Below are 18411 nucleotides of genomic sequence, written 5' to 3'. Positions count from 1 at the left end.
ACGATCACCCAAAGGATCTATATTTGTCCTAGTCCAGACCAGGCCTGGGCTCCCGATAAGTGAACATCGTTCAAAATTTTTCCAGAAATCTCGCCATTTAGCAGGATTGAAGGAAAATTCAGGAGAAAAACCCGGAAGCCTGACACGCCGTCAGATCGGTTTAGAAGAGTGATATTTGAGCAGTATAGTGATGATAAGCACGGAAGAAATAGTTGAAAGCCGCGACACATCCTTGTGCCGGAAACGTTTTTACTGAGGAGTAGGACCGCCCTCAGTTTTCAGACGCTCGGCTTCCGCCTTGATCATCTGTTGCAGCTCCTCAATATTCGCCTGTACGCGAGAGGCGCCCAATTGAGCGCCTTTGCTCATCAGTTCAGGCATCTTCTGGATAGCTTTCTGTCCGGTTTCAGTCTGGTAGAAGGCGACAATTTCATTGAGCTCTTTTTCAGTGAAAGCGTCCGCGTAGATTTTCACGAACTCTCCCTTCAGGGTGTCGTAACTCATCTGCTTTTTAAAATATCTCATCATGACATCCCGAAATGGCGTCAGATTGGGATTTTGTTGCAGCTGGATCGTCATCATTTGTTCGATGGAGTGTTCCATCATGACTTCCATATTCATGACATCCAGCAGCCTGGCTGCGGCTTTCTTGGCGCCATCATCCGCGGCAAAAGCGGAAGGGCTCAGTAGAATCGCCGTCATGACGCAGGCGACTACAGATTTCAACATCATTTTTCTCCTTGGGAATCAATGAATTTAAAGTCAGACGCTGCGGCCATTGTAACGAATCATTCACTCTGACGCCTTGCAAATCACTACAACCTGGGGTTTCCCCCAGGCGCTGGCGGCGCATCGTTCACATGCTCCAAATCACCGCCAGATCCCGTCGACAAACATCTTATTGACCCGGTGAGAATAAGCCTTTAGTTTGCCTAGCTGGTAAAAAATCTAACCTAGAAGACAACTAAGGAGACTATATGGCCGGGCAAACGACTCATTCCCAGGTTGTAGTGTTGGGCAGCGGACCGGGGGGCTACTCCGCAGCGTTCAGAGCCGCGGATATGGGCTTGGAAGTAACCTTGATTGAACGCTATTCATCCTTGGGCGGCGTTTGTCTTAATGTAGGCTGTATTCCGTCCAAAGCGCTCCTGCATGTCGCTTACGTTATGGAAGAAGCGCATTCCGCCTCCGCCGTGGGCGTCACATACGCCAAGCCGGAAGTAGACCTGGATAAAGTGCGCGCGTTCAAAGACAACACGGTCAAGAAGCTGACCCAGGGCATCCAGGGCATGGCTAAGGGCCGCAAAGTGAAAGTGGTTCACGGCTATGGCGAATTCGCCGGCCCCAACCAGATTACCGTGGACAACGAAGGCGTCAAAACCGACATAACCTTTGACCACTGCATCATCGCGGCAGGTTCTCAGAGCGTTAAGCTGCCGTTCATTCCTCACGACGACCCCCGCGTTCTGGACTCCACCTCCGCACTGGAACTGAAGGAAATCCCCAAGCGCCTGCTGATCGTTGGCGGCGGCATCATTGGCCTGGAAATGGGCACTGTATATGAAGCCCTCGGCAGCGAAGTCAGCATCGTCGAATTCGCTGATCAATTGGTCCCGGCTGCGGACAAAGACCTGATCGCCGTCTACAGCAAATTCGTCAAAGACCAGTTCAACGTCATGCTGTCCACCAAAGTAACGGCGGTGGAAGCGAAGAAAGACGGTCTGTACGTGACTTTCGAAGGCAAGAATGCGCCAGAAGGCCAGCAGTCTTATGACGCCATTCTGGTGGCGGTAGGCCGCTCCCCCAATGGTAAAAAGATCGGCGCAGAAAAAGCGGGCATCCAAGTGGATGAGCGCGGTTTCATCAACACTGACAACCAGCAGCGCACCAACGTACCGCACATCTACGCCATCGGCGACATCGCCGGCAACCCGATGCTGGCGCATAAAGCCACCCATCAGGGCCATGTGGCGGCGGAAGTGATTGCTGGCCACAAGTGCGTGTTCGATCCTAAGGTCATTCCCTCCATCGCCTACACCAACCCGGAAATCGCCTGGACCGGTTTGACCGAAAAAGAAGCCAAAGCGGCCGGCATCCCGTACAAAACTGCGGTATTCCCCTGGGTAGCCAGCGGACGCGCCCTCGGCGCCGCGCGCAGCGAAGGTAAAACCAAGCTGATCTACAAAGAAGACGGCACGTTGATCGGCGGCGGGATTGTGGGCATCAACGCCGGCGAACTGTTGGGCGAATTGAGCCTGGCCATTGAGTTCGGCGCGGATGTGGAAGATCTGGCGCTGACCATCCACGCTCACCCAACGCTGCACGAAACTGTTGGTCTGGCTGGCGAGCTGGCGGCGGGCACCATTACCGACCTGCCCAACCCCATGGCGAAGATCAAGAAATCCTGATCACCTCACTCGCTATCCAAAAGCCGGCTTTCACGCCGGCTTTTTTATTGCCCGGAGAAATAAAATCCTGCCGCCATTTCAATGCGCGACAGCGGACATAATCTTTTTGGACTAGGAACTTTTGCGCTCCCCCTGTTACTTACAAGTTGAAGCGCCAAGACCAGCAGGACGAGTCGGCGCTGCATTTATACCGGGTAGTATCAACCACAGGAGTATAGCGAGTTCCAATATGACTCTATATCAAACGCATATTCATCAATTGCTGCAGGTGATAGGAAACCGTTGCGGCGTTGATCTGACGCTGAAGAACGGCTACTGCACGCTCTCCTTTGATCAGGAGTCCCGTTTGCACGTGCAGGTCGGCCGGGATTCAGAAACGGTGGTATTCAGAATGCCTCTGACGCAGCCCCCCAACGCCAACAGGGAGACGTTTTACGCAAAACTACTGCACATCAACTCACAGCCGGAAACCACCCTGGGGGCATGGCTTGCGCTATCGGAACACTCAGGTGCGGTGGAGCTATGCATGAGTCGCGAGGCGCTCAGCCTGGACGACAGCGAAATGGCCGCCATCCTGCTGAACATGATGGATCTGCGGCAATCGCTCAGGCAGGAGCTGGAGACGCCTCAGAGCACGCCCAAGCCATGCAGTCCGCACTTTGGCGCAGGCGTCCTGCACGCTCGTCATCAAGCGCTCTGAGGTCGATACATGGCGCGCTAGGGCTGCAGGTATCCGCCGACAGCCTGGATAATACGGGGAGAATCCGGCGGCGACACCCATATCGCCAACGCCGTTTTCTCCTGACCTATCTGCGGCGGCGGGGGAAGTTCGATGTCCCACTCCCCTGCGCCCGTCGTCTGCACCCTGTCCAGCACGACAAAGTCATGCATCAGCATACGTCCGCGGTTTTCCCCCGCCTTGATCTCGGACGTCAGCCCCACGCCCAGGTATGCAACGTTCAAAACGGCTTTACTGGAAGCCGCAAACGAGGCATGTAAACGGCCGTCCTGCAACTGCGCCGACAGTACGCCAGGCTCGGCGTCACCGCCATGCCATCGTCTCGCCCCGGAAAACCAGCGACGCCACTCCTTGCTGTTCACCACAATGCCCGGCGTGTAAACATGGGCGACCAAACCTGAGCGTACGTAATCCCGCTGACTTTCACTGTATTCCTCCCGCGAAAAGCGATCGGTCCAGCCCAGCTGATTCCAATAGTCCACATGAAACGCCATTGGGATGAAGTCTTTAAACAGCCCCTTATCCCCTTTCATTTCTGACAACCACTCATCCGCACGAGGACAACTGCTACAGCCTTCTGAAGTAAAGAGTTCAACCACATCCGTGGTGTGTTTCGCGCTGACAAACTCCTGCGCAGGAGCCAGTAATGGCCACGCCAATAATATGCATGCAAACAGGTTAGCTTTCACTTTTCACTCCTCGCGCTTCAGGGGCTGTAGACATCAAGACGACAGCCTCTGGTCATTGAATAAAACCAAAGTCTGACGTTTTAGAGTCCGCTTAAGACAATCAGTTCCCTGGGCGCCCGACAGTTCCCTGGACGCTCCGATGCATTAACTCCATTTTAAACCTCTTCTCGATATCCAGGTTCGACAGCCACCATTGAAAACGCTTTCCAGCGAGAGTAATGGCCTCTTGAGAATAAGCCCCGCCAAAGCATCGTTATCTGGCGCTTCATTTATCTCTCAAACCCTTGGATGTAGTCCAAATGGGGGTTTGCAATATTTCGAAGGAAAGCTAGAGTATTTCGCACACATAATGAAAACGATTCCACTTCAGCGTCTCGTCCCGTCTGATTGACCACGGACAAAGGCGTTACTTAATAAGCACCAGCAAACACTCTCGTTGCGACGATTACCGGGGGCGACATGGCGGGCGACGTCTTCCGTCCGTCATGGCTGCTGGCGCGCTAATACCGCATTGGCTATGTCGAAGTTGTGAACTCGGCTCCAGCCCCTCCGGCGTAAAGCTTCCTCGGGAGATTCCGACGCGCGCAGTGAGCGCGTCGGCCTTTTAAACCTGACAATTACAGACAATTACGTAAGGTATCGCCAATGATTAAGCAGGGACTTAAAGCGACGGCTATCGCCGCGCTTATCGCAGCCGGGCCGGCAATGGCCTATGACTGCGCAGGACTGAGCAACTGGGACGCCGCCGCCGTTTATGTCGGCGGCAAAACAATCCAACACAAGCAAAACGCCTACACTGCTAACTGGTGGAACCAGGGCGCAGACCCGGAAGCCCATTCCGGACAATGGCAGGAATGGAAAGCGGAAGGCGCCTGTGGCGCCGCCGGCGGCAATCAACGCCCCACCGCCAAACTGACTTCTCCCGGCGCAGGACAAACTTTCAAAGTTGGCGCGACGGTGGCGATTAACGCGGAAGCCGCTGATGCAGACGGCTCAGTATCCAACGTCGCCTTCTTCGTAGATGGCGCGCAAATCGCCCAGGACGCCACCGCGCCTTATGCGGCGACCTGGACCGCCACCGTTGGCGCACATACCCTGAAGGTCGTCGCTACCGATGACCGCTCCGCACAAGGCGAATCCACGACAGTTTCAATCAACGTCTCTGATGACGACACGCAACCGCCCTCTTCTGACTGTGACGCCCCGCAATACAGCGCGGGAACGACATACGCCAATGGCGACCACGTACAGAACCTGGGACGGGTTTACGAATGCAAGGTGGGCGGATGGTGCTCCTCCAGCGCCGCCTGGGCGTACGAACCGGGTAAAGGGCTCTACTGGGAACAAGCCTGGGGCGATCTTGGCGTATGCAGCGACGGCAACGCCGCTCCGACGGTTTCCCTGAGCAATCCTGCAGACGGCGCAATTATCCTCTCTGGAACGGCTATCAATCTGCAGGCGAACGCCTCCGATAGCGACGGCGTGGTCACGGAAGTCTCTTTCTACGATGGTTCAAACCTGCTGGGCAGCACAGTAAACACGCCTTACGCCTATGAATGGCTCAACGCGCCTGTCGGCCAACATACCCTGACGGCGGTGGCCAAAGACGACGGGGGCAAACCCACTACCTCCGACAGCATCACCATCACAGTCAGCGACGAAGCCGTCGCCACCGCGATTACGTCTCCGCAAAACAACGCGCGCGTTACGCTTGGCGCCAGCGTCAGCATTAACGCCAGCGCCAGCTCCATCAACGGAGATATCGCCAAGGTGGAGTTCTTCGTTAACGGAACCTCTATTTCCTCAGACGCCAGCGCGCCCTATCAAAGCAGCTGGACACCCAATGTGGAAGGCCAATACCAGCTGACTGTCACAGCCACTGACAAGGATGGCTACAACGCCACTTCCGCTCCCATTCTGGTGACAGTGCTTGGCGGCAAGACGTCTGATCGCGTTATCGTCGGATACTGGCATAACTTCGACAATGGCTCCGGCTTCGTCAGACTGCCGGATGTCTCAGCGGACTGGGATGTGATTGACGTCGCCTTCGCCACGCCCAAGCTGGGCAGCCATTCCGACATGGAATTCTCCCCGTTCCAGATCACTCCAGCGCAAATGAAAGCAGATATCGCCGCCGTACAGGCCCGCGGTCAGAAAGTCATTATCTCCATCGGCGGCGCGGAAGCCGTGGTGAAGCTGACAGACGCCAACGCAGAGCAGGAATTCGTCGACAGTATGACGGCGCTGATTCGCGAGTACGGCTTCGACGGATTCGATATTGATCTGGAGGGAAGCTCCCTGTCTCTGGATGCAGGCGACACCGACTTCAAAAATCCGAAATCTCCGGTGCTGACGCATCTGATCTCCGCCAGCAAGCGCATCATCGGCAATTTCGGCGGCAACCTGATGCTGACCATGGCGCCGGAAACCTACTATGTTCAGGGCGGCTTCAGCGCTTATGGCGGCGGCTCGGGCGCTTACTTGCCGGTCATTCACGCCTTGCGCAATGAACTCAGCTTCATTCATGTGCAGCACTATAACTCCGGCTGCATGCTGGGGCTGGACGGCAAGTGCTACAGCGTCAGCACCGCCGACTTCCATGTCGCCATGGCGGAAATGCTGTTGGCTGGTTTCCCTGTAGGCGGCAATGCCAACAACCGCTTCCCGCCCCTGCCAGCGGAAAAAGTGGCGATTGGCCTGCCCGCCTCAGCTTCAGCCGCAGGCAGCGGCTACACCTCGCCCTCGGTCGTGCATCAAGCGGTGAATTATCTGGTGAAAGGGCAATCTTTCGGCGGATCTTACCAGTTGCAGAATCCTGATGGTTATCCGGGCTTCAAAGGCCTGATGACCTGGTCCATCAACTGGGATCGCGTCAACAATAACGAATATCTGAAGAACCATAAGCCGTTCCTCAACGGTTTATAGTCCCTGCCTTGGGCGCCTTTCGGCGCCCTTTTTTCCACCGCTGTTGTCCCTCCGCCAATTCCTCGCGCCGCGGCATATATCGATTAACCTAATCGGCCAAGAATTCGCCAATTACAATTTCTACACAAAAGTCATCAAACAGATATTTTCATATAAAACAGATAGATACACTAGTTACACCACCACTCCTCGCCGAATAAGACCGCCGTTACAGGTATCTTCACGTACCCTCGCTCACTTGAATAAATAACTGCATACACTATAGTCCCCAGAAAAATGCGCATGTCTCTTGTTTTACCAAAGTGAGTTCGTTTCCACTATGAGTCTGACCACGTCAGCCCCCCGTTCAGGCGCCCTTGGCGTCATGCCCCCCCTCATCAGCATGTTGATCTTCGTTATCGGCCATGGTTTGTTAACCACACTGCTGACTATTCGTATGTCTGCGGAGAACGCCTCCACCTTCGCCATCGGTATGATTTCCACCGCGTATTTCGCCGGTCTGGTGATCGGCTCATTCGTCAACGCCAAGCTAATAATACGGGTCGGCCATATTCGCGCTTACGCTGCATACGCCTCCATGTTGGCCAGCGTCGCCATCATGTATGGACTGGTAGTGGAGCCTTACACTTGGGCCTTTCTGCGCCTGCTGGGCGGTTTCGCTACTGGCGGCCTGCTAGTGGTGATTGAGTCCTGGATGCTGGTGTCCAGCTCTTCGGAAACCCGCGGCAAGGTGATGGCGATTTACATGATTCTTTTTTACGCCTCGCTGGCGTCTGGACAGTTGCTGCTGAAATACATCGATCCACTGACGCTGATTCCCTTCGCGCTGGCCGCGATCGCCGCTTCTTTGTCCGTGGTGCCGCTCTCCCTCACCCGTGTATCCATGCCGGAAATGGGCGAGCCCCACCCACTAAGCATGGCGGAGCTGATTCGACTCACTCCGGCGGGGGTGTTAAGCAGCTTCATGTCGGGGATGGTGCTGGGCGTGGTGTACGGCCTATTGCCGCTGTTCTTCACTCAGTCCGGCTACGATTTGGATTGGGTCGCCAACCTGATGGCGGTGGTGATTATAGGCGGTATGGCGCTGCAATATCCGGTCGGTCGCGCTTCGGACCGCTATGACCGGCGTCTGACGCTGACGGCGCTGGCGGCGGCCTTGGCCATTCTCAGCAGCATCATGAGCCTGATGAGCTATGGCGCCGGCGGCAGCAACGCCATGATGGCGCTGATGATCTTTCTGTTGGGGGGCGTCGCCTTCTCGATTTATCCCATCAGTCTCAGCCACGCCTGTGACGAGCTGAAACCTGAACAGGTGATCAGCGCAAATCAGGGGCTGCTGATCGCTTACAGCATCGGCGCCATGACCGGCCCGCTGGTGGAGCCGGCTTTCGTCTCCATCATGGGACCCAAGGGTATTTTCACTTACTTCGCGGTGGTGTCGCTGGCGCTGGTTGGATTCCTGTTGTGGCGTCGGAGAGTCAGAACGCCTGTGCCGCTGGAAGAACATCAGGCTTACACGCTGACCACGCCGAATACGCCGGTAATGGCGGAATTCGACCCGCGTTCGGATCATGAAGAGATCACGGACGAGGAAACCAGCGAAGAAGAACAAGCGGCGTAACTTACTCCGCTTTCAGCAAAGCCGGCTGCAGGGGGCGTTTGTCGCGGTCCCGCAGTCCAACCAGCAATACGTCGCCGCCTGCGCTCACTTTCACTTCTCCATAGCGGGCGGTTTCATAAAACTCGCCAAACCCTTCCTGAAAGAAAAACGCGTCCGAAGCAATTTTGATCCGCCCGCCTCTGATCCGATAAAGCAGCGCCACCTCGGATGAGCCCGCCTCATCCGCCGATTGCGCCAGCCGTTGAAAGACGGCGACGTTATTCTCATCCAGCGTCGCAATCACATAGCCGTCCGCCGTCGCCATGTCTTCCTGATCGCCCAGCGCATTGTCGATTTGCCGGACCAGCGAATAACGCAGGCGCATATAGTCTCCCTGCATAATCGAGCGGGGATCGCGAGGAGCAAGTTCCAACAGCACGGTTTCACCGCTTGCGAGCAGTCTTTCTTTAGCGATGATAAGCCCGTTGCATACCAGTAAAACCAGCGCCAGGCCGCCCCAGAGAATGCGTCTGCGCACAACCTCCGTCATGATTTGGCCTCCTCTTCAACGCCAATGCGATCAAGCAATTTGCGCACGCCAATCAGGACCGCCCCTGTCGCAACCAGACTGATTGACTTCGCCAACAGGCTGATTTCGATTCCATAGAAGTAAGCGGTCAGAAACACGGACAGAAACACGACGCCCAACCCGATATAAAACGTGCGACGTTGCGCGACGCCCACCACCAGAGCCAGAGACGCAACCATCAACCCCGGTGCGTTATATGCGGTTACCGCAGTAAGCAGCACCGTTGCGATAAGGATTGCCGGCGCGCGCCTGTCTTCGCCAAAGACAGGAAACAACGTCCGCCAAATCGACCAGATTAAAACCGCCGCTATTCCCAAGGTGGAAATCCAGGGGTTGGGATAAAACACAAAATCATCCAGCAGATCCGGCAGCACATAAACCGCCGATAATAAAGACCATCCTAACGCAGCGACGATCATCCCCGCCGCGAGAGGCGATGTCAGAGCTTCAAACCGGCGTAACCCGCTTTGAGAGTCATTCAGCGTCAACCAGACGAATCCCGCCGCCAACAGGGGCGGAATAAAAGGTATCAGCGCTTGTTGTTTGTGGATATACAGCAATATGGCTGTCGCGCTGCAGATAAAGAGAACGGACAAAAAGCGATGCGCGCGGTCTCTGAACAGCGGAATCAACGCCAGATTGAGCATGATCAGCGTGGCCAGTATGCCTTCCACATCGTCAACCAGATCCATTTCTTCCAGACCAAAGCCCAGCATCAACTGGCCAGCCATGCTGGTCGCCAACGCCACTTGGTTGATGAACAAATGATCCACCAAACGACTCAGAACAGTAGCGCCGACGATGAACATTAACCCCAGGACGACATATCCCCCGTCAGAAGCCATCAAGCTAACGCCTAATGCAAAGGCGATAAACAGCCAACTGCCCAACCAGGCTCCGAATCCCACCAGCGCCTTGATAAACCAGGGCTGTTCCTCAAACTGTAACAGTCGTTGTTGTAACGGCGCCGGTAATTCCGATGCAGCGGTAATCGCGGGGTTCTCCGTCCGCATGCGTTCCAGAAGCTGCGCCAGCGTTAATTTATCCTTATGCATGCGACACCCCTTTGCGAATCTTGCGCGCCAGCTCACGCAACCAGAGTGCGGCGAAGGCGGTTTGTCCGATCACCAGCAGCGCCATGAACAACGCGAACTCGAATGAGTCCGCCCAAAGTCTTGCTATCAGGGAGTTCAACACCAAAATGATGGCGAGGGCGCATTCCGCCAGAATCAGCAGATCAGGCTTGCGACGCTGATAAAACCAGAGACAGGCGCCCACCACCACGACAAACCCCACAGGCGTTAATGGAGCGAGTCGTCTTCCATGCTCCCACCCATCAAAAATGACAGACAAACTGGCGCAAGCCATTAACGCCAGTACGCCGGTAGCAATAACTCGGGGAAACCAGCGCCCCTGCATCCAGGATACGCCGCGCTCGGAGCCGCACTCCCATGCGACCAACACCAGACCATTCAACAACAACAGCGACAGCGCCAGACCCTGGTCCCACACCATTTGCCCAAGCATCAGTAATGGACCGCCAAAGTCTTCGCTCCAACTTGAGTGGGGGTAAAGCATCTGCGTCCAATATAGAATCAGGGACAGATTGGCCAGCACCTCCGCCAGCATCCATAAACCGGGCTGTCGTCCAATCGCCACCCAGGCCGCCACGAGAACGCCCCAGGCGACAAAGAGTCCGTATGGATCTGCGCCGGTCTGATATATCTGTCCATACACAGCTAAATGAACGCCCGTCAAAAACGCGGCCGCGAACAGGCAGCAACGCCCGACGATGCTGTCCAGCCCTTTACGCCAGGCGCCCCAGGCTCCTGCTACGACACCTGCCTGGATCAAAGCGAATTTGGCGAACTTGTGCAGGTCCTGCCAGTTGAAGGCGAAAAAAGCGGCGACGCCGGCCAATATCAACGCTGCGCCGCACAACATAAAAAACAGGCGGCATCTGGCCAGCCAGTCGGAACGAGAAGTCTGATAACCGGCGTGACTGAGCGCCCGCTCCAGCGTCGCCTGGTCCCATTGCAACTCATTGGCGAGACAAAAGATCAAGGTGCGGGAAAGTGGCAGCTCGGCGGCTTCTTTTGCGGTGGAAGGAGGTAAATTCTGATTCGTCTGCATAGGCGGATTTTCATAGGGTCATTAGCCGGTAGTCTATCCCAGACTCGCTTATTAGAATACTTTTCTATAATCAAGTCCGGTTGACAATGTTGATGAAGTTCACGCCAAAAGGCTGATCTTTTGGCTAGACTTCACCCTGGTCGGCATCGCGCCGACTCATAAAAATAGATAAAGAAAAACAATAACTAAACAACAAATACAGCAGTTAATCCGCCAACAATGAATATATTAAAAACCGCCATTCTGGGCAGCCTTGCGGCTGTCTCCGTCACGGCCTTTACCGGCTGTGGCACCGTGAACACCGTCATGCGCGGCGATGATGTCGCCGCGCGCAACCTCAACGAAATCGGCACTCATTGTGAGTCCATTCCCCGGGTCTACAGCGGCGTCGCCTATGACCTCTGCCGCCTGCATGGCGCGCCCGCCCCCATTCACACCTGGCAGGCGACGGATGGAGAAGCGCACATGTTAGTGGTGGATTTGGTCGTATCAGGCGTACTCGATACGTTGTCCCTGCCCTACACCATTTTCAAGCAGTCAGAGCAAGGCAATATCCGCATCAAATGACTACGGAGTGTATCGATAGAAAATGTGCTTAGCGCTAGTCTGAGACGTGGAGCTTACGCCGGGTCGTCCGGCGGCTCCATGCGACTGCATACCCGGTTACGCCCTTCCTTCTTGGCCTGATAGAGGCATTCGTCGGCGGTGGACAGCAGGTTTTCGCGACTGATGTGTGGGCCAGGATAGCATGTCACCAGCCCGGCGCTGATGGTGACGATCTTCTTGCCGTCGTTATGTTCATGGGCGATCGCCAGTTTGTGTACCGCATTCAACATGGCGTCAGCAAAACGCTGCCCGCCTTCCGCATCCGTGTCTGGCAGAATGACTACGAATTCTTCCCCACCCAGGCGGGCGACAAAGTCCGTGTTGCGCTTGCGCACCTGATAAATCATCTTCGCCACTTTCTGCAGGCAGGCGTCGCCAGCGGGGTGACCATAGAAGTCATTGAACCGCTTGAAGTTATCAATATCGATCATGATCAACGATAACGGCTCTCGCGCCCGGCAAGCGCGGAACCATTCGCGGCGGTAGACTTCCTGGAAATTGCGCCGGTTTGGCACGCCGGTGAGCGCGTCGGTCAAGGTCAGTTTCTTCAGCAAATCCCGATTGCGCACCAGCTCCAGCAAGTTACGCGTTCGCGCTTTGACGATAGAGTGGCTGTAAGGTTTGATAATGTAATCAATAGCGCCCGCTTCCAAGCCGCGCGTCTCATCTTCCGCAGAGTCCCGCGAGGTGACGAACACAATGGGAATATCACGGGTTTCCGGTTCACGCTTTAGCTGTTTGCAGACCTGATAGCCGTCCGTGTCCGGCAGCACCACATCCAGCATGATCAGATGCGGATGCGCCTCACGGGCGATCTGCTTGGCCTGTTCGCCATTGACCGCAAAGAACAGCTCATACTCATCCCCCAGCATGCTCGCCAGAGTCTCAATATTGCTGACAGAGTCGTCCACGATAAGAACACGCTGTTTGGTTTGCGGTCTGCCGCCTCCCAGAGTCAGCTCGGTTTCTTCCAGCGACAACTGAATCTGGCGCAGGAATAACTCTTCCCGCTCCTGGGCGTTGCGCAGTTCCGACTTCATTTCCCGCAACACCAACTGCGTGTTGACCTTGGCGATGAGTTCGAACCAATTAAACGGTTTAATGACATAGTCCACGGCGCCTTGTTTGTAGCCGTTGACCATGTCGTCCACATCATTTTTCGCAGTCAGAAAAATGACGGGAATATGCCGGGTATTCGCGTTGCTTTTAAGCCTGCGGCATACTTCAAAGCCATCCATGCCGGGCAACTGGATATCTAGCAAGATAATATCCGGTAAGTCCCGGATCGCCATTTCCAGCGCCTCTTCGCCAGTCATGGCGAACTCCACTTCGTGCACTTCTTTGAAGATGTTATGCAGAAGCTCAATATTGGTGGCCTGATCATCCACCACCAAAATACGCCCGGCCGGTTGTTGCTTAGCCATAGGTCGTCGCTCTAATCGTCTGTTCGTATCAGGTTTCGCAAACGTCTCAACGCTTCCAGCGCCTCTTTAAAGTTCAACTTCTGTAAGTTTAATAGCAAATCCTGATTTTCTCTCTTTGCGGTGTCACTTAATACGTACGCGTTGACTTCTTTAGCGACGTCCCTGGCGCGTAAGTTATTGCTGGAAATAAGTTTTTCCAGCTCATCCAGTATTTCAAGCAATGCACCCCGAGCTAACGGCCCATCCTCGTTCTGAGGCTGCGGCTCGGGTTCGCCGTTGCTTTCCAGTTCCAGCAACAGCAGCTCCGCCTGACGCGCAGAGCCAGACATTTCGTCCAGTGCGTCCGCCAGCACCACCAGGGACTCGTTTCTCACCTGCCCAGGCGTATCTCCTTTTCCAGAATCATGGCTGCTTGATACACACCCTCGGCGCCGAGATTACCGGCTTCGCCTTTCAGGCTATGGGCCAAATGTTCAGCCCCCTGCTCATCGCCCTGGTCCAGCATGTCCTGCAAACGGGCGCAGGCGTGAGAGTTATTTTCAATAAAATCCACGACCAGATGCAGCAGCAGCGATATATTGCCCAGGAAGCGCGCTTGCGCTTGCTGCCAGTCGATCCCCGGCAAATCCAGTTCAATGGAGTTCTCCGTGATCTTACGGGCGGGCTTGTCCACAGTGGGCTCGGCAGCCTCCGTCCGCTTGCTCGGAGGCGCTTCCCGCATCCAGGCTTTTAACGTCCTGTACAACTGGTTAACGTCAATAGGCTTGGTAATATAATCATTCATACCCGCCTTAAGGCAACGTTCTTTATCACCGGCGATCGCCATCGCCGTCATGGCGACAACCGGCGTTTTATCCAGACCCGGCAGTTTGCGCAACAATTGCGTCGCCTGCAAGCCATCCATTTCCGGCATCTGAATATCCATGAATATCAGATCCCAGAGTCCTTCTTTGCGATACAAGGCGTCTTTGATGCGGTTAATGGCCTGCAAACCGTTGTTGCAGATGTCCACATGTAACCCCAGATCACCCAGCAGATGACGGGCCACTTCCTGGTTACCCGGATTATCCTCCACCACCAGCACTCTGCCAGATACCCTCGGACGGGCCACCGGGCCAACTTCTTTCACTTCCTGTGGCGGCGGAGCCTCATCCGTATCCACCTGAAAACCGGCCGTGAATACAAATGTGCTGCCTTTGCCTGGCGTGCTCTTCGCCCAGATCTTGCCCCCCATCAACTGCACCAGTTGCTTACAGATGGCGAGCCCCAGCCCAGTGCCTTCATAACGTCGGCTTAAACGGCTATCCACCTGACTGAATGCAGCGAACAGGCGCGACAGGTTTTTCGGCGCAATGCCCACGCCGGTGTCACGGATGGAAAAGCGCAGCATCACCGGCCCTTCGTCGCCCGCTTCTTTCTTGTACAGGCGCACCGTCACCACAATTTTGCCTCGCTCCGTGAACTTAATGGCGTTGTTCACCAGATTGAGCAGGATCTGCCCCAGACGATCCGGGTCGCCTTTCAGACGCTGCGGCACGTCCTGGGAGACGGAAAAGATCAGCTCCAGTTGCTTTTCCGCCGCCTTCGCCGCTTCCATTTGCGCCAGCTGCTGTAGAACGCCGTCGAGCGTAAAGGGCCTGTTTTCGATCTTAAGCTTGCCCGCTTCGATCTTGGAGAAGTCGAGAATGTCATTGATCAGCGCCAGCAGCGACTTGGCGGCGACGTTGATACGCGTGAGGAAATCTGTCTGCCTGGCATCCAGGTCCGTACGCTGCATCAGATAGCACATCCCTAATATCGCATTCATGGGCGTGCGAATCTCATGGCTGACATTGGCGACGAAGAAACTCTTGGCTTCACTGGCGGTTTCCGCCTGTTCCTTGGCGAGGATCAGCTCTTTTTCCGTCTGCTTGCGCGCATCGATCTCACCACGCAGTTTCCGTATCAGGATGTTGATGGCCACCCAGGCGATAAGCAACAGACACAGGGTCAGTAACGCATCCATCAAAAACGCATGCTGCATGTTGCGCTTGAGTTTGCTAAAGAAGAGATGGCTGACTTCAAAGCGCGCAACGCCCAGAAGCTCATCCGTCACCCTCGAGTACAGCTCAATTTGAGCTGCGTAGCAACCTGCGCATTTGCGCACGCCCCAGGTGCGATTGAGAATCCCTGATGGCGCATTCAATGTGGTGTAGTCCAGTTCCAGCGTCACGCTCTGGAAGAAAGGCGTCTCCGATACCGGATCGGTCAACAGCAGAATCTGATCAATCACCCGCTCCACCCGCTCCCGGTCCACCGGCTGACCAGGATGCTCCGTCAGCACATCCGCCAACGCCACTCCCTGGGAGTAGGCCAGTATCTGGGCGTTCGCCTGCGCTTCTTCGCTTAGACGGGGCTCCAGACCGAGAAACCAATAAATCGCCAATACGCCTTCCAACGCCAGCGCCAGCAATGAAAACGCAAGCGTGGCGGCGATAGGCACGCGGGATCGCTCTGCACGGATGTCACGGGCCATATGTTTTCGCCACCTTCAGAAAAAACGCTTTGATACGAATCTGCGATTCCGCCAACGTCTGCAAATTGATGTAAGGCTTTATATGCGCCTCGACCGCCAGTCCGCCCAAAACGCCTTTGGACACATCCCCTTCAAACGGAGAGAAAAGCACCACCTGTTTGTCGACGCCGAACTCGATCAATTGCTTTAGTTCGTCGTCGAACAGTTTTTCAATAATGAAAATACCGGCGGGCGGCGCTGTCTGATATTTGCTCAATGCGAAATCATTGGAAATCTCAACTCGAATTGGCAGCCCTCGCACCCGCGCCTGCAGCTCACCCTCGCCCAGCTCCAGCAGTTCACGGCCATAGAACTCCGCTTTGGCGCTGTTGTTGGCGTATATGAGCACTATTTTCAAATAGTCGTCGTGGGTCTTCTTGGACTCGATATCCTGATCCGCCGCCAGCAGGGAGCGGAACAACTTCAGGCCGGTGCGGATGCGACGCTCCTCCATGGTGTCCGCATGCGCCGTTAACGTCCAGGCGCAACTGAGAAGCAACAGGAGTAAGGATAGAAGCCGCCTGAAATTATGCGAGCCGGTAACAAAATGAATTGGCATACAGGCTTATTGGAGCTTGCCGCATGACTTGCGACGACGCGCTCGCGCTGCATATTCGTCGCCTGTTCGGACGCCAAGAGGCTGTTGACGTTTCGGCATTATTTGTTCGCTAATTTGATCCGCATGAGTGGGCACAACCTTTCCACGAATCGAATTATAAATCAAGTTGAGAGATGGCATAGCCCGCTATGCGGGCCGCTTAGCCTCAGACCGCCTGCTTGCGGGGACTGGCGCGATATCCGCTGTCGATGGAAAGGGCGCACAGGCCCGCCAGCGCCCGCACAAACGCCAGCCTCTCTTCCGGCGCGGACAGGCCATTTTCTTCATCGGGCTGAAACAGCAGACAGAGCAGACCAATGCGACGCCCCTGGCGATTCTTGAGCGGCATCGCCACAGCGCTGAGGCGTTCGCTGCCGACGTGATTCAACAAACTCTCGTGGGTGCCGCAACGGGCAGCTGAGTCGTAGGTGACGGCGATGACGCTCAGGTCCTCTTGATAGGTCGCCTGCACAAAGGCGATATTCTGATCAGACAAACGCAGCGACGGCATGGCATGATGAGTTTTAGCGCCATGACGCGTCTGGAAACACGCCGGCCACAAATGCTCCTCTTCAGGGTCGATCAGGTAGACCAGCGACCCTTCCGCCTGGCTCATATGCATCGCATTCAGGGACACCTCATGCAGCAGGCGCTCGAAATCCTGCTCTTCCGCCAGAGTACGGGTCAGTCCGGTGAAGCGGCTGATGGTGTTTTTCATCAATTCAATCGCGGACGCCAGGGAGTCGATGTCGCTGATGGATGACTTCACCGTCAGTGGCGACACAAAATCCAGGCGCTGGATACGCCGGGTTTCCTCCGCCAGATTTCTGAGCGGGCGAGCAATCTGATTGGCGAAAAACAGGGCGAACGGCAAGGCCAATATCACGATAACCAGAGTGATAATGCCTGACTGATTGGTGATTTCGTACGCCTCGGCCAATAACTCGGACTCCGGCGCCAGTATCATCAGGTTGGCGGTGAAGCCCACCAGATTAACGGGACGGGTCACTCCCAACCAACGCTCGCCATGGGAATCAAAGAAGAAGTCCGAGCCGGCGGACTCCTTCTGCCGCGCGATAAAATCACGAATCTCAGGGCTTTTCAGATCCGCCAGTTGCAGAATGCGCAGTTTCTCGGGGTCGTTATCCACGACTATCGTAGCGGGGTCCAGACTGCCGATCACGCTACCGTCATGGGTATAGATCAGCATTTGCGAGGAAGGACTGACCCGATTCTCCTGCAATGTCTGCGACAGCGACTCCAAGGTGATGTCCGCCGCGAACACCGCGCCGCTGGCGGGGTCCTGCTTTACCGCCGTCACCCCGACCTTACCGATAAAATAATACAAATAAGGCTGCGTAGTGGTGACGTCACGGGTATAGGCCGCCAGACGATACCAGGGGCGCACGGTGGGATCGTAATTGGTGTAACCGAGGTCTTTCTCGCCAATTCGATTCAGCGCTTCATCGTAGTAAAAGCGCATGAAAGCGTTGGCGCCGTCGCTGCGCTCGATATTGTCCACCACATAATGAGCGCCCAGTGGCGCGTCAAAACGCTTCAGCAGATATTCTGAGTTCAGGTTGCGGATGATGAAGTATTCCGAATCCGCATACCCTACGGATAACGCGGCGACTTGCGGCTGCGCGCGTAAAACGGCGACCAGACTGGGTAAGTGCTGTAAGCGGCCTTCGAGGTCGCTTTCCTGCATCAACGGCGATAGTGATAGTAGTTTGACGGTGGCGGAAACGGGGGAGTAGCCTGCGTAGAACGCGCCGCTGACGTCCGTAGCCACTCTATCGAACAAGTGATGGGTCGACGTTATGAATATGTCCGACATTTTCTGGTGGTGAAACCAACCTAATACCGCGCCGAAGGTCAGTAACAGCGCAATAAAGGCCATCGCCAAATGAAACTGGATCGAGTGCTTGGCTCTACGTCTTTTGGTTCGAAACACATTGTCGTCCGAATCTGGGCGTGTTAATCCTTACTACCCTCAATACGGTTTATTTAGCCGCATAAACCGTCGACTGCAGAGGTATACGTAGTAACACGTAACTTTAACACAATTGGGAGGGCCAGGCTCCGCAATTTCGCGATTAATCCGTAATATTCGCTCTGGTCTAGTCCTTTAAAAAAGTCAGGGGCG

15 protein-coding genes are annotated in these 18411 nt (G+C 55.3%); 5 read left to right on the top strand and 10 right to left on the bottom strand.

Annotation, left to right across the window (positions count from 1 at the left end):
- Positions 1–249 precede the first annotated feature (249 nt).
- Positions 250–732, bottom strand: a complete 483-nt coding sequence (locus EUZ85_RS06140) for a DUF2059 domain-containing protein (RefSeq protein ID WP_241566970.1) — start codon at positions 730–732, stop codon at positions 250–252.
- 245 nt (positions 733–977) lie between these two features.
- Between EUZ85_RS06140 and lpdA the strand changes: the two genes are divergently transcribed.
- Entirely contained in the window at positions 978–2408 is a 1431-nt protein-coding gene (gene lpdA, locus EUZ85_RS06135) for a dihydrolipoyl dehydrogenase (protein ID WP_127968463.1), read from the top strand.
- 229 nt (positions 2409–2637) lie between these two features.
- Positions 2638–3108 carry a type III secretion system chaperone gene (locus EUZ85_RS06130; RefSeq protein WP_127968462.1) on the top strand — a complete coding sequence of 157 codons (471 nt, stop codon included), beginning with the start codon at positions 2638–2640 and terminating at the stop codon, positions 3106–3108.
- 17 nt (positions 3109–3125) lie between these two features.
- Here the strand turns inward: EUZ85_RS06130 and EUZ85_RS06125 are convergent, their stop codons facing one another.
- Entirely contained in the window at positions 3126–3836 is a 711-nt protein-coding gene (locus EUZ85_RS06125) for a DUF1223 domain-containing protein (protein ID WP_129498721.1), read from the bottom strand.
- A 645-nt stretch (positions 3837–4481) separates the two neighbouring features.
- Between EUZ85_RS06125 and EUZ85_RS06120 the strand changes: the two genes are divergently transcribed.
- Both EUZ85_RS06120 and EUZ85_RS06115 read left to right on the top strand, forming a co-directional pair.
- Complete coding sequence (locus tag EUZ85_RS06120) at positions 4482–6761, top strand: Ig-like domain-containing protein (protein ID WP_127968460.1); 2280 nt, start codon at positions 4482–4484, stop codon at positions 6759–6761.
- A 364-nt stretch (positions 6762–7125) separates the two neighbouring features.
- Entirely contained in the window at positions 7126–8382 is a 1257-nt protein-coding gene (locus EUZ85_RS06115; protein ID WP_241566969.1) for an MFS transporter, read from the top strand.
- A gap of 1 nt (position 8383) precedes the next feature.
- On the opposite strand, the gene EUZ85_RS06110 is transcribed toward EUZ85_RS06115, so the two are convergent.
- The 3 genes from EUZ85_RS06110 to EUZ85_RS06100 are packed head-to-tail and all read right to left on the bottom strand — an operon-like array spanning position 8384 to position 11083.
- Complete coding sequence (locus tag EUZ85_RS06110) at positions 8384–8911, bottom strand: GDYXXLXY domain-containing protein (RefSeq protein WP_127968458.1); 528 nt, start codon at positions 8909–8911, stop codon at positions 8384–8386.
- Positions 8908–10005: a DUF4401 domain-containing protein gene (locus tag EUZ85_RS06105; protein WP_127968457.1), complete on the bottom strand. Its 1098-nt coding sequence runs from the start codon at positions 10003–10005 to the stop codon at positions 8908–8910. Before EUZ85_RS06105 ends, EUZ85_RS06110 begins: the two co-directional genes overlap by 4 nt.
- On the bottom strand, positions 9998–11083 hold the full coding sequence (locus EUZ85_RS06100) for a DUF2157 domain-containing protein (RefSeq protein WP_127968456.1): 1086 nt from the start codon (positions 11081–11083) through the stop codon (positions 9998–10000). Before EUZ85_RS06100 ends, EUZ85_RS06105 begins: the two co-directional genes overlap by 8 nt.
- Before the next feature lie 219 nt (positions 11084–11302).
- Here EUZ85_RS06100 and EUZ85_RS06095 point away from each other — a divergent pair, with 219 nt between their 5' ends.
- Complete coding sequence (locus EUZ85_RS06095; RefSeq protein WP_127968455.1) at positions 11303–11650, top strand: YceK/YidQ family lipoprotein; 348 nt, start codon at positions 11303–11305, stop codon at positions 11648–11650.
- A 53-nt stretch (positions 11651–11703) separates the two neighbouring features.
- Here the strand turns inward: EUZ85_RS06095 and EUZ85_RS06090 are convergent, their stop codons facing one another.
- The 5 genes from EUZ85_RS06090 to EUZ85_RS06070 all read right to left on the bottom strand — a co-directional run bounded on the left by EUZ85_RS06090 (position 11704) and on the right by EUZ85_RS06070 (position 18219).
- On the bottom strand, positions 11704–13113 hold the full coding sequence (locus EUZ85_RS06090) for a response regulator (RefSeq protein ID WP_127968454.1): 1410 nt from the start codon (positions 13111–13113) through the stop codon (positions 11704–11706).
- Between the two features lie 11 nt (positions 13114–13124).
- Positions 13125–13487, bottom strand: a complete 363-nt coding sequence (locus EUZ85_RS06085) for a hypothetical protein (protein ID WP_129498720.1) — start codon at positions 13485–13487, stop codon at positions 13125–13127.
- Positions 13484–15628, bottom strand: coding sequence for an ATP-binding protein (locus EUZ85_RS06080; RefSeq protein ID WP_129498719.1), 2145 nt, complete (start codon positions 15626–15628; stop codon positions 13484–13486). Before EUZ85_RS06080 ends, EUZ85_RS06085 begins: the two co-directional genes overlap by 4 nt.
- Positions 15618–16226 carry a hypothetical protein gene (locus EUZ85_RS06075; RefSeq protein ID WP_127968452.1) on the bottom strand — a complete coding sequence of 203 codons (609 nt, stop codon included), beginning with the start codon at positions 16224–16226 and terminating at the stop codon, positions 15618–15620. The genes EUZ85_RS06080 and EUZ85_RS06075 overlap by 11 nt, the downstream gene beginning before the upstream one ends.
- A gap of 205 nt (positions 16227–16431) precedes the next feature.
- Complete coding sequence (locus tag EUZ85_RS06070; protein ID WP_241566968.1) at positions 16432–18219, bottom strand: GAF domain-containing protein; 1788 nt, start codon at positions 18217–18219, stop codon at positions 16432–16434.
- Positions 18220–18411 lie beyond the last annotated feature (192 nt).

Origin of the sequence: Hahella sp. KA22 (assembly GCF_004135205.1) — a bacterium.
GTDB lineage: Bacteria > Pseudomonadota > Gammaproteobacteria > Pseudomonadales > Oleiphilaceae > Hahella.
The sequence above is the reverse complement of the archived record's forward strand: the minus strand, read 5'-3'. Positions and strand labels throughout refer to the sequence as shown.